At 56.2% G+C, this 12074-nt stretch carries 10 protein-coding genes; 5 read left to right on the top strand and 5 right to left on the bottom strand.

Features of this window, described 5'->3' with window-relative positions; translation table 11 throughout:
• The first annotated feature begins 437 nt into the window (after positions 1-437).
• The 4 genes from KGFNPO_RS16080 to KGFNPO_RS16095 all read left to right on the top strand — a co-directional run bounded on the left by KGFNPO_RS16080 (position 438) and on the right by KGFNPO_RS16095 (position 6234).
• Positions 438-2471 carry a sigma-54-dependent Fis family transcriptional regulator gene (locus KGFNPO_RS16080; protein ID WP_472632239.1) on the top strand — a complete coding sequence of 678 codons (2034 nt, stop codon included), beginning with the start codon at positions 438-440 and terminating at the stop codon, positions 2469-2471.
• Positions 2472-2864: 393 nt separating this feature from the next.
• Positions 2865-3509 (top strand): lipoyl(octanoyl) transferase LipB, encoded by a 645-nt coding sequence (gene lipB / locus KGFNPO_RS16085; protein WP_472632240.1) that lies wholly within the window; start codon positions 2865-2867, stop codon positions 3507-3509.
• Positions 3510-3581: 72 nt separating this feature from the next.
• On the top strand, positions 3582-4559 hold the full coding sequence (gene lipA / locus KGFNPO_RS16090) for a lipoyl synthase (RefSeq protein ID WP_472632241.1): 978 nt from the start codon (positions 3582-3584) through the stop codon (positions 4557-4559).
• A gap of 496 nt (positions 4560-5055) precedes the next feature.
• The gene (locus tag KGFNPO_RS16095; protein WP_472632242.1) at positions 5056-6234 is read left to right on the top strand and encodes an ice-binding family protein; all 1179 of its coding nucleotides are present in this window, start codon (positions 5056-5058) and stop codon (positions 6232-6234) included.
• A gap of 468 nt (positions 6235-6702) precedes the next feature.
• Here KGFNPO_RS16095 and KGFNPO_RS16100 read toward each other — a convergent pair whose 3' ends face one another.
• The 3 genes from KGFNPO_RS16100 to KGFNPO_RS16110 all read right to left on the bottom strand — a co-directional run bounded on the left by KGFNPO_RS16100 (position 6703) and on the right by KGFNPO_RS16110 (position 8665).
• Positions 6703-7491, bottom strand: coding sequence for a DODA-type extradiol aromatic ring-opening family dioxygenase (locus KGFNPO_RS16100; protein ID WP_472632243.1), 789 nt, complete (start codon positions 7489-7491; stop codon positions 6703-6705).
• A gap of 89 nt (positions 7492-7580) precedes the next feature.
• Positions 7581-7979, bottom strand: coding sequence for a DoxX family protein (locus KGFNPO_RS16105; protein ID WP_472634512.1), 399 nt, complete (start codon positions 7977-7979; stop codon positions 7581-7583).
• A gap of 53 nt (positions 7980-8032) precedes the next feature.
• On the bottom strand, positions 8033-8665 hold the full coding sequence (locus tag KGFNPO_RS16110; protein WP_472632244.1) for an NADPH-dependent F420 reductase: 633 nt from the start codon (positions 8663-8665) through the stop codon (positions 8033-8035).
• 151 nt (positions 8666-8816) lie between these two features.
• Here KGFNPO_RS16110 and KGFNPO_RS16115 point away from each other — a divergent pair, with 151 nt between their 5' ends.
• The gene (locus KGFNPO_RS16115; RefSeq protein WP_472632245.1) at positions 8817-9716 is read left to right on the top strand and encodes a LysR family transcriptional regulator; all 900 of its coding nucleotides are present in this window, start codon (positions 8817-8819) and stop codon (positions 9714-9716) included.
• Between the two features lie 191 nt (positions 9717-9907).
• Here the strand turns inward: KGFNPO_RS16115 and KGFNPO_RS16120 are convergent, their stop codons facing one another.
• Both KGFNPO_RS16120 and KGFNPO_RS16125 read right to left on the bottom strand, forming a co-directional pair.
• Entirely contained in the window at positions 9908-10252 is a 345-nt protein-coding gene (locus KGFNPO_RS16120) for a zinc ribbon domain-containing protein YjdM (protein ID WP_472613886.1), read from the bottom strand.
• 233 nt (positions 10253-10485) lie between these two features.
• On the bottom strand, positions 10486-11904 hold the full coding sequence (locus KGFNPO_RS16125; RefSeq protein ID WP_472632246.1) for a sensor histidine kinase: 1419 nt from the start codon (positions 11902-11904) through the stop codon (positions 10486-10488).
• Between the last annotated feature and the right edge of the window lie 170 nt (positions 11905-12074).

The following is a 12074-nucleotide window of genomic DNA, read 5'->3' on the forward strand; positions in this document are numbered from 1 at the left end:
GCCATCGACCGTTATGTGACGGTGGTAACAGTGGCAACAGTTGATGGCAGTGTTTGGCGATGAAATTAAAAGTCCGCACACCAGCTATCGCAAGGAGCATGCCAATGCCTTTGAAAAGGCGTCAAGAAACCATTTCCTGCTATGAAAAACAATAAAACAGTGGATCGATCCCGCTGCCGCGACGGCGCGCGGAAACGTTTGTTTTTCGGACGGTGACCTCGAACGCGGCCGAAAATCGAACGCTGAATAATTGCCAGAAATAAGGAAAAGCGAAGGCGCTGTGCAGACCGTCTTTAAAAACGGCGCTGCACTGCAACGTTAAATTCGCATTGTGGAGAGGTGTATAGTCAAAAAAAATGTTAATGAATTTTCCAAAAAAAGCCTGCCAGCGCAGCTAAGGCCTTTGGGAATAAGGCGCGTAGCCAGTAGGAGACAATATGATTGCAAACGAGCCAAACCAGCGGCTATCCAATCCGCAAAACAACCACAAGATCATGGCCGCCTGGGAAGGATTTCTGAGCGGGCATGCGCCCCAAGCCAATGCATTGCGTTGCCTGATCGATGATTCCTGGCGGCGCTGCCAGGAGGTGCAGGTCGATCCCACCCGCCAGCACGCATTGCCCCCAGTCAATGAGGACACACTCCATTCTCTGCAATACCAGCATCGTGAGTTGCTGAGCGCCGGCAAACAGGTGATGGCGATGGCCAGGGATTTCCTGGCCGAAACCGAGACGATCATGATCCTCTCCGATCCGAACGGGATGATCCTGGGCGTTGAGGGAGACCTCCGCGCGCTGGGAGCGGCCGAGGATATTCACCTGTTTACCGGAAGCAGTTGGAGCGAACTGATTTGCGGCACCAATGCGATCGGCACCGCCTTATCCATCGGTCAGCCGGTACAGATCCATGCGGCAGAACATTTCTGCGCCGGGATCAAGCAGTGGACCTGTTCAGCCACCGTCATCCGCGATCCCTATGACGGCAAGATTCTGGGTGCGGTGGATGTTTCCGGCCTGGGCAAGACATTCAGTCCGCATAGCCTGGCTTTGGCCGTCACCACTGCCAGCCGGATCGAGGGCCAACTGGCCAAGTTGGAGTTGGACTTTCGGTATCAATTGCTGGAACAGGGCATGGCGAAAATGTCCAGCGCGACAGATGGCGTGATTATCTGCGATCGGCGCGGCTATCCGATCAAGGTCAACGAGCGCGCCGCGACTGTTTTGCTGGCACGAGGCATCGACTTCGATCTCAAAAAAACCACCCAGATCCCGACCTTGAGCATGGGGACATTCGCGCCCACTACGCGCGCAAAGGCTCCCGAATGGCTGTGCGCCGACTGGCTTGAGCCGATTATCGATGCCGGGGAACGGATCGGAACTTTGCTGACAATTCCGGGGTTGCCGCCGGCTGGCATGTCTTTACACACTGCCAGCAAGGGCCTGTCCGCAAAGTCTGTGATGACTACCGACATCAAAGGATTTGCCGGAATGGTGGGCAGTAGCGCCGCCTTGACGCAAGCGGTGCAAAAGGCAAAGCTGCTTGCCAAAACCAATGTCCCGGTGCTGTTGCTCGGCGAAACAGGGGTCGGCAAGGAAAATTTTGCGCAAGGAATCCACCTTTCCGCACAGACCGGGGAACGTCTTGGGGGACGTCCCTTCGTTGCGCTTAATTGCGGCGGCCTTTCCAAGGATCTCCTGGCAAGCGAGCTTTTTGGTCATTGCGAGGGAGCCTTCACCGGATCGCGGCGCGGCGGCATGATCGGCAAGATCGAGGCGGCGAATGGCGGCACGTTGTTTCTCGATGAAATCGGCGAAATGCCGCTGGAGCTGCAACCGCACTTCCTACGGGTTCTGGAAGAAGGAGAAATTTATCGTATTGGCGAAACTACGCCACGAAAAATCAATTTCAAGCTGATCGCGGCCACCAACCGGGAACTCCGGGATGAAGTTGCCGAGGGCCGCTTCCGCATGGACCTCTATTACCGGGTAGCGGTGACCAGCATCCGTATTCCGCCACTGCGAGAACGCAGGGAAGATATCCGGCCGCTGGTCGAACATTTTCTCGCTAAGTTTGCCGAACAGTACGGCGTCGCCTCCAAGCAGATCAAGCCGGAACTAATCACCGCGCTGGAAAACCATCCCTGGCCCGGCAACGTGCGTGAACTGCGCAACGTGGTTGAAAGCATGTTTTTGATGGCTAGCGGGGCATCGTTGGGTTTGGATGCACTGCCACCTGAAATCGGATTGCTACTGGTTTCCGGCGACTGGAAAGTTAACCCGCGATCTGCCGCGACCACGGGAAAGCTGGAAGACGCGGAACTGGAGTTCATCCGCGAGACGCTCGAAGCAGACCGCGGTAATCTGACTCTGGTGGCCAAGCATCTTGGCATTGCAAAGAGCACGCTATACATTAAGCTCAAGAAATATGGACTGGATCAGGTTGTAAATGGCGTCAGAGCTTCAAGTCATTAGCCTCCCCTCCTCCAAAACGCAGCCTTTTCCAAGCAGACTTTGCCTCATGTCCAAGCGGGGACGATAACGCGTTCGCTAACGCGCCGGCATGCCACAGCGAGCGATCCTTTTGAGGCCACTGCCCGGCTCTGTCATATTCAATATACTATTAAGTGTATTTTCATATATAGCATTAAATATATGCGTTTAATGCACAAAAATAAAGCATACTCCCACTAATAAATAAATAATAGAAACTGTAAAGCAGCGCATTTTCGGCCATCAAGCGCGGCAATCATGCGGTTGCCGCACTGCATTTTTTTACCACGCTGCGGCCAGCCGGACCTCGCAATACCCACATTGGAATCAAGCTTGTTGGCGCGCCAGCCGCGCTATTTCGGTACACTGGCGACCATGCAATCTCCTTTCATTATTCAACGCGGCGTCGAACCTTACGACGCCAGCTTCGACGCCATGCGCGCCTTCACCGACAGCCGCGACGCTACCACACCGGACCAATTGTGGATTGTCGAACACCCGCCGGTTTTCACTCTTGGCCTTGCCGCCGACCGCGCCCACGTGCTCGATGCGCACGGCATTCCGATTGTGGAAACCGATCGCGGCGGCGAAGTCACTTATCACGGACCGGGCCAGGTGGTCATTTACCTGCTGATGGATTTGCGCCGCCGCACGGGTGCGCGCATGTTCCCGCGCGAGTTCGTGCGCGCCATCGAGCAGTCGGTCATCGAGGTGCTCGCCGCGTATAATCTGGCCGGCGAACGCAAGCCGGGCGCGCCCGGAATTTACATGGCGAACGGCGCATCGGCTGGCGCAAAAATCGCCGCCCTCGGCCTCAAGATTCGCGCCAACGGTTGCACTTATCACGGCGTAGCGCTGAATGTAGCGATGGATTTGGCGCCGTTTTCGTGGATCAACCCTTGCGGTTACGCCGGCCTGCAAACGGTCGACATGCGCTCGCAAGGTGCGCATATACCGTTGCCGGAGGTGCAGTCTGCACTGGCGTACGCACTGATTCAAAATCTTACCCGCGCAACCTAGCTACGCAGTGCACAGCGAAACTCCGCTGTGCGCTGTGCACCTCTGCTGCATTAATTGCCACCAGGACATGCAATGACTTCTGAAACCAAGCTACCGCTAGCATCATCCGCCTACAACCCCAGCGACAAGCAAAAAGGCGCGGATAAAACCGCCCGCATCCCGATCAAGATCATCCCTGCCGAGCGGCTCAAGAAGCCGGACTGGATTCGGGTCAGGGCGGGTTCGCCCACCACCCGCTTCTACGAAATCAAGGACATCCTGCGCGAAAATAATCTGGTCACGGTGTGCGAAGAAGCCTCCTGCCCGAACATCGGCGAATGCTTCGGCAAGGGCACCGCAACCTTCATGATCATGGGCGACAAATGCACCCGGCGCTGCCCGTTCTGCGACGTCGGCCACGGCCGCCCGGACGCACTGGACGCCGCTGAACCGGAAAAACTGGCAAAAACCATCGCCGCACTGAAGCTCAAGTACGTCGTCATCACCTCAGTCGATCGCGACGATTTGCGCGACGGCGGCGCCGGCCATTTTGTCGATTGCATCCGCAAGATTCGCGAACTGTCGCCCAACACCCGCATCGAAGTGCTGGTGCCCGACTTCCGCGGCCGCCTGGAACATGCACTGGAAATTTTCAATGACATGCCGCCGGACGTGATGAACCACAACCTGGAAACCGCGCCGCGCCTGTACAAGGAAGCCCGCCCCGGTTCGGATTATCAACACTCGCTGAACTTGCTCAAGCAATTCAAGGAGCAGCACCCGAACATTCCGACCAAATCCGGCATCATGGTAGGTCTGGGCGAAACCGACGAAGAAATCCTGCAAGTGATGCGCGATCTGCGCGCCCACAACGTCACCATGCTGACCATCGGCCAATATCTGATGCCGTCCGGCGACCACTTGCCGGTGCGCCGCTACGTGCATCCGGACACCTTCAAGATGTTCGAGCAGGAAGCCTACAAGATGGGTTTCGACCACGCCGCCGTCGGCGCCATGGTGCGCTCAAGCTACCACGCCGATGAGCAAGCGCATGGCGCTGGGGTGATGTGAATAGTCAGTAGTAACTGAGACAATTCAGTAGCCAGGTAGGTCTATAGAAACCCGCGCTGCTCTGATTTCTATAGCGTCAGGCGGGTTTCACCCGCCCTACCTGGCTGGATGCTGGCTGGCTCTGCCGTGAGGTGCCAGCTTCATTTATCCCGCAGCAAAACGCATAATTCTGCATCGTCCCCCAGAAGCTTCAGCCAAGTAGGGCGGGTGAAACCCGCGCTGCTCTAGCGCTGTTATTGCCATTTCCATATTGGAAAACTCTTTTTGTTTGTTGTTTTGCGGAACATCCGCAATTTCCCCCGTTCAAGTTTTCACAAATAGCTTAATATTGACGAATGTCAAGAGCATCTTGACAAAATGATCTCGATCTGGTAGGCGCTGTCGCGCGTGACAGACAGGCGACGCAGAAATTTTGATGCAGCACATTTATGGTTCGCACCCGCAATAGATCAACCCACCACCCGCACCTGCGGGCTCCAATGAAGAAAGACAGAAAATGAACAGATTCGCAAATTTATCCAAACCACGGGCGTGGTGCATGGCATTACTGCTACCTGCTTTTGTGGCCGGGTGCGGCGGAGCAGGAGAAGGTGGGGCTCCGGCAAACGCAAGCACATTAGCGAGCACTACTGTTGTTACAGGCGCGCCCACGGTGACGCAGACCAGCCCGGGTAACGGCGCCACGAATACTTCGACCAGCACCAATATCGGCGGCAACTTGACCGGCACGGTAATCACCGCTACCTTCAACCAGTCAATGGACCCGGCAACGATCAATTCGTCCCTGCCCGGCGCCCTGACCACGTTCACGCTCAAGGAAACCACCGGCAACAACGTACCCGGCACCGTCGCCCTGAATCCCGAAAACACGGCAGCCGCCTTTACGCCAAGCGCGTCCGCTCTGACACCAAACACCAGTTATACCGCCACGGTGACTACAATGGCCAAGAGCGCCGGCGGCACTGCGATGGGCAATCCTGTTGTCTGGAACTTTACCACCAGAGCCATTCCCTTTACCGCCCATGCGCCAGTCAACCTCGGCACCGCCGGCACTTTCGCGATTCTGAGCAAAACCGGAGTCACCGACGTGTATGCCTCGGCCATTACCGGAAACGTGGGAACCAGCCCCATTACCGGTGCTGCTCTTCTTCTCACATGTGGGGAAGTGACGGGGAAAATTTACGTCGTCGATGCGTCCGGTCCGCTGCCTTGCGCGATTAATGATGCCACCTCCCTGACCGCAGCAGTGGGCGACATGCAAACCGCGTACAGCAACGCCGAGGGACGCGTATTGCCCGATTTTAATGAACTGGGCGCCGGCGAAATTGGCGGCCTCACTTTGGTTCCCGGGCTTTACAAATGGGGTACCGATCTCTTGATTAGCACCGACGTTACCCTCTCGGGCGGCCCGAATGACATCTGGATTTTCCAAGTGGCGGGACAGCTGAAACAGGCCAACGCAACGCGGATAACCCTGGCCGGAGGCGCACTAGCCAAGAACATCTTCTGGCAAGTCGCTGACAATGCGTCCATTGGAACGACCGCGCACTTCGAGGGCATCCTGATGGGGAAAACGCTGGCGGCCGTGAATACGGGCGCGTCAGTGAACGGCAGACTGTTGGCACAAACGGCGGTCACTCTCCAAATGAACGCGATCACACAGCCGGCTCCGTAAACTCGCCAGGAGTACCATCGCTGGAACCAGGGAGACGGCAATGACCGTCTTCTTGTTTTCCGGCAGCATCGATCTACGCTAGAGGGATTACGCCGTAAATGGCTGCTTTTTGCCTGAAGGCGAAGGTCGCCTTTTGCAGCCCGACCCAAGGCGCAACGCTGCAAGTCGAAACCGGCACTAGCACCGTGCTCGACTTGTTTTATACCTAGTCACTGGATTGATAATTTATGCTGGAGTATGCCGATAAACCTGTTATTTACCGCATTATTTATATGCGGTAATAAAATATACATTAGCCAGTATGTTTGCAGTCGCAGGGATTCTTGTAAGTAATCACTTAAAACAATTGTGTAGTCTGCGCCGAAGCCCTGCATCAGAACTTCGACTTCCATCTGCAAAATGGAGCGTGGATAGAGTTTTGCAAACTGTTCATGTTGAAATTCCTGGTCAATCCGTGATCGTGTCGATTTATTCGTTCATCAAGCCCCAGGCATAGGACTCCATCGAAAGCACGCCGTTGGTGATGCCACCCGCAATGACTTGCGCGACTTCGCCGGCGGCACCCGCGCCGAGTGCCACCAGCAAAGGCAGAAAGTGCTCCTGGGTCGGATGCGCCCTCTCGGCATGCGGTGCGCGCTGCCGGTAATCCACCAGCCGGTCGACTTCATGGTTGGTGACAGCCTGCCTAATCCATTGCGTGAACTCGCGGGCATAGGATGCTTCGCCGGCGCTCGACTGTCGAAACTCGTACAGGTTGTGCGTCAGGCTGCCAGAGCCAACGATCAGCACGCCGCGTTCACGCAGCGGCGCCAGTGCCTGGCCTAGCTTGACGGCTCCGGCGGTATCCAATCCATAGGGCAGCGATACCTGAAAGACGGGCACGTTGGCGTCGGGCAGCAAGTGCATCAACGGTACCCAAGCCCCATGATCGAGGCCGCGCCGCGCATCGAAACCCACCGTGAATCCGGCTTCGGCCAGCAGCCGGCCGGCTTCTGCTGCACATTGCGGGTGACCAGGCGCTGGGTATTGGAGTTCGTACAGCGCCGCCGGAAAGCCGCCGAAATCGTGCATTGTTTCTGGTGCGGCAGTGCTCATGACGCGTACGTCTTGAGTCTGCCAGTGCGGTGACAACACCAGCACTGCCTTGATGCCAGACAGTTGTTTGCCAAGGGCGGCGAGGCGCGGACCGAGCGCACCCGGTTCCAGGGCAAAGGTCGGCGCACCGTGAGAGATGAAAAAGACCGGGGCTATGTTCATGCATGTCTCCAGATTTATGCCGGCGAGCAGGCGCAGCAGCGGACGAGGTAAGGTTCGTCCGTTGTGCGCCCGCTACCGGCCAAACAGACTCACTGCGCCGTTTTGGTGAAGGCGATGCGTCCACCGCCAAGCAGCGCTACTACCACCGCGGTAAAGATCAGGGTGACGGGATATTCCCAGCCGCCGTTGGGGTTGGAAAAAACCCAGCCGTTACCGGCGTGCACGACGACTGTGCCGAGCAAGATTGGAATCCCGGCAAGCGCCACCCAGCGGGTCTGGAAGCCGGCAATCAGCGCCACGCCAGCCAGCACTTCCGCTGGCGTCACGAGGTAAGCCATCCACCCGGGGAACCCGACCGATGCGAAAAATCCGGCCGTTCCAGGCAGGGTAAAAACGAGAAGTTTGAGCAGGCCGTGGGTCAGGTACATGAAGCCCAGGGTGAGTCGCAATAGCAGGGCTGCGTAGTCAGTGGTATTCGGTTTCATGATGATGTACTCCAATGTCAAAGTGATGTGTCGGTAATGATGATGGTGATGGCAAATCAAGCCTTGTGAATCCAGGTCGGGGCAATGCTGGTGCCGAGTCCCGCGCCATAACCGAGATAAATGTTCAATCCGCCGAGCGGCTCCAGGTAGCGTGCATTCTTCAAGCTGCCGGCGTCGATGGTCAAAAAGCCGATGCTCTCGGCCAGTGCAACGGCGGTTTGCTTGGCGCGCTCACTGTCGCTGGCTACCAACACCGATACGGTCTGGCCGTTGCCGAAATCTGCGCCTTCAGCCAGTACCTGTGCAAACAAGGTGTTGAAGGCCTTGACGACCGTAGCTTCCGGCACCGCCCTGGCGATTTCTTCGGCAGCAGAAGTGTCGTAGCCGAGAGTCAATCCCATGTAATCGGCGGTCAGCGGATTGGTGATGTCGATGATAATTTTGCCACGCAGATCGCCGATTGATTTCAGTGCGCTGACGGCATCGCCGAAGCCGGTGGCCAGCACGATAACCTCAACTTGTGCAGCCGCGTTGGCCGTTGCGACGGCAGTTGCACCTGGATTGGCGGCGGCGACCGTCTGCGCCTTCTCAAAGTTGCGGGCGGTCAGCGCGACTTGGTGGCCGGCACCGGTGAGTTGTTTGACAAAAGCCGAGCCCATGTTGCCTGAACCGAGAACGAGGATATTCATGATGTGTCCTTTACATTGAATTGAAGTGAGCCGCCTGTTGTCAGGCGGTGATGCAAGCTTGTGACTCGCAATGCATGGGACACACTTTATAAGGTAACGATTTTGAGATAAATAGCTTAAAATTAGATATATTGTTTCAATAATCGGCACAATGGATAGATTCCTGGAAATGCAAACCTTCAATGCGGTGGTCGAGGCCGGCAGTTTCGTCAAGGCGGCCGATGCGCTTGGCGCGTCGAAGGCCGCCGTCTCGCGCTATGTCGGCGATCTGGAAGCACGCCTGGGCGTGCGCCTCTTGCACCGGACGACGCGGCGGCTGTCTCTGACCGAGGAGGGCCAGGTGTTCTTTGCACGCAGCAAGGAATTGCTGGCGGGAGTAAGCGAGGCTGAAGCTGAAATCACTTCGCGCAGCGGCGCGGCCAGCGGTCTGCTGCGGATCAACGCACCGGTCACTTTTGGCATCCTCCATCTGGCGCCGCTGTGGGGCGAATTCCGCACCCGTTACCCGAACGTTGCACTCGATGTGATGCTGGCCGACCGGGTGGTCGATCTGGTCGAAGAAGGTTATGACGTGGCAATTCGGATCGCAATCCTGCCGAGTTCGACGCTGATCAGCAAACGTCTGGCGACCACCCGCATGGTGCTGTGCGCGTCACCGCAGTACCTGAAAACGCACGGCGTGCCGCAGCATCCGGTGGAACTTGCCACGCACGCGATAATTTCCTACAGCTATTGGTCGACCAAGGACGAGTGGCGCTTCGACGGGCCGCAAGGCCAGGTCAGCGTCAAGACGAATCCATGCATGCATACCAACAGCGGCGATACTTGCCGTGCGGCCGCACTGGCGCATCAGGGCGTAATTTTGCAGCCTACATTCCTGGTCGGGGACGACCTCGCGGCCGGTACGCTGATCGAATTGATGCCCGACTTTCATTCGATCGAATTGGGCATCTATGCAATCTATCCGACCCGCAAATACGTTTCGCCAAAAGTGCGCGCGCTGATTGACTTTCTTACCGAGCATTTAGGGAAAACCCGCTCGGTCTGGTGAATGCAAGTTGGCTGGAGGGGTGAATCAGGCGATGCGTACGATACCCGCTTGCGGTGTTTTGCATGCTGGCATTTACTGCGGGGGAGCAGCGTTAGTTGCCGACTGCCGGCCATGAAATCCGGCTACCGGCGGCGACTTAACGGCGCGGCTAAAGCCGCGCCTACAGAAATCACTTCAGTTTAAAAGCAAAATCAGACTTTTTTAACAAACTCCGATTTCAGACTCATGGCGCCAAAGCCGTCAATTTTGCAGTCAATGTCGTGGTCGCTATCGACCAGGCGAATGTTCTTGATCTTGGTGCCAATTTTGATCGTCCCAGCCGAGCCTTTCAATTTCAAGTCCTTGATGATGGAAACCGTATCGCCGTCCTGCAACACATTGCCGGCGGAATCGCGGTAGACCTTGCCGCCTTCTTCCGTTGGCTCGGTGGCGGCGTCTGCACTCCACTCATGGGCGCACTCGGGGCAAATATACAGGCCGCCATCTTCATACGTGAATTCGGAATTGCATTTTGGGCATGGTGGTAGAACGCTCATGATGTTGTCCTTAGAGGGTAGGCCGTAGCCTCAAAAAAGAAGGCAGTATACTGCGTGCCTGTTTGAAGACAATCCAGTTCGTGTATTTCGGTGCGCTTGCCGCAGCCAAGTTGGATTATAGAAACCCGCGCTGCTGGTTTTTAGTGTGTCAGGACGCGGGTTTCACCCGCCCTGCTATGTTTTCACAAACCGCTCAAATCGAGCCAAAGACGATCCTTCAAAAAGTGCTGCAATCAGGATCTTTCCGAGACGACCCCAACCTGGTTTGGTATCGATACCGTAACCTTAAAGCCACTACCTTGCGCAGTGGCAATCTCAACCCGGCCCCCTAACCTGCTGATGCGTTCTTCCATTCCCAACAGGCCAAATGAATTCTTCTTGGTGTTGTACCCGGAAGCAGTTCCAACCCCGTTATCCGACACCGTCATCAGCACCCGGTCCTCATCCGCATTCAGTTCAACCACCACACGCGTAGCCTGGGAATGACGGCTGACATTCGTCAATGACTCTTGCAATATTCTGAACAGAGAGGTAGCGCCGCTGTCTGTCAATTCGACCTCCTGACTGCTCGGCGAAAGCACGCACTCAATGCCGGTTCGAAGCTGAAACTGCTGGAGTTGCCATTCGATCGAGGCGTGCAACCCCAGGTCGAGCACCGCAGGACGCAAGTCATTAATGATTGCTCGCACGCTGCGCATGATGGCGCCGATGTCCTCCAGGACCGCGCTGATCTTTTCCGGGAAGAGCGCGTGCGGCGCTAAGGCCTTGGTTTGGAGTAGCGTGACGTCGATGCGAAGCACCAGCAAACGCTGCCCTAATTCATCATGGATTTCCCTGGCGATCCGTTTACGCTCGTCTTCCCTGATGGACTCGTGATGGGCGGCAAGTTGGTGCAGCAAATATTGCGCTTTCTGAAGTGCCCTTTCTGCCTCTTCGTGCTCGGCAATTTCCACTTTCAGGAACACATTGACGGTTTCCAGCTCCGCCGTTCGCTGCTGCACCCTGGTTTCCAGTTCGTCGTGCGCACTCCGCAATGCCTCGCCAGCGTGTTCTTGCAGCCCGATGTCGCGATGGATGCGTCGGGCTAAAAATAACAAAACGATTAGGAGGGCGCACATGAGCAGAATAAAACTGCCCCGGGCCAGCTGGACCCGCAACGTTTCGTCTGCGTTACGAAGCCCCAGCAGCCATTTCTCTTCTATCTTTATTTCTTCGGCAACGTCCTGTAGCTGCGCCGACAAAAAGGCGCCTTTAGCGAAATAGGCAGCTTTGGCTACCGCGCCCATGGAGTCCGGGGCTTCCTGCGTTTCGGCGAAAGCGGCGATGCGCTGTAAAAACAAGTCCCGTAGCAAAACGATGCGGCGTTTTTGCTCAAGATTATCTGTCGTGAGCCGTTCGATTGCCAGGATGCCGGCACGGGCCGCGTCTAATGCATCTTCACGTTCGATCAGTAAATTGGGTGCGTGCAGCAGAAAATAACCACGATGCGCCGATTCGGCTTGTGCCAGCTCACTGGTGATTTTTTCAAGCGTAGTCAGCACTTCGAGCGTGTGCGTCACCAGATCCGTGGCCTCAACCAATTTCTTGTTGGTGTACCAAGCCACACTAGCCAACAGGCCGAGGACGATCACGACCGCAATAAAAGCCGTCATCATCAATGGCTTTATGTCTCTTTTTATCATTTCTCTTTTCCAACTCCAGATAAATAACCCTGTTCTGCCTGCGCGTTTTATGCATCGTACTCCATGGCTGCCCGCTGGCCTGCGCGAAGAGTTGGCAACGGCGTCATCTCAAAACAGAACATTTTTTCTAACCAATTGAA

The organism is Gelidimonas diazotrophica, assembly GCF_055694025.1.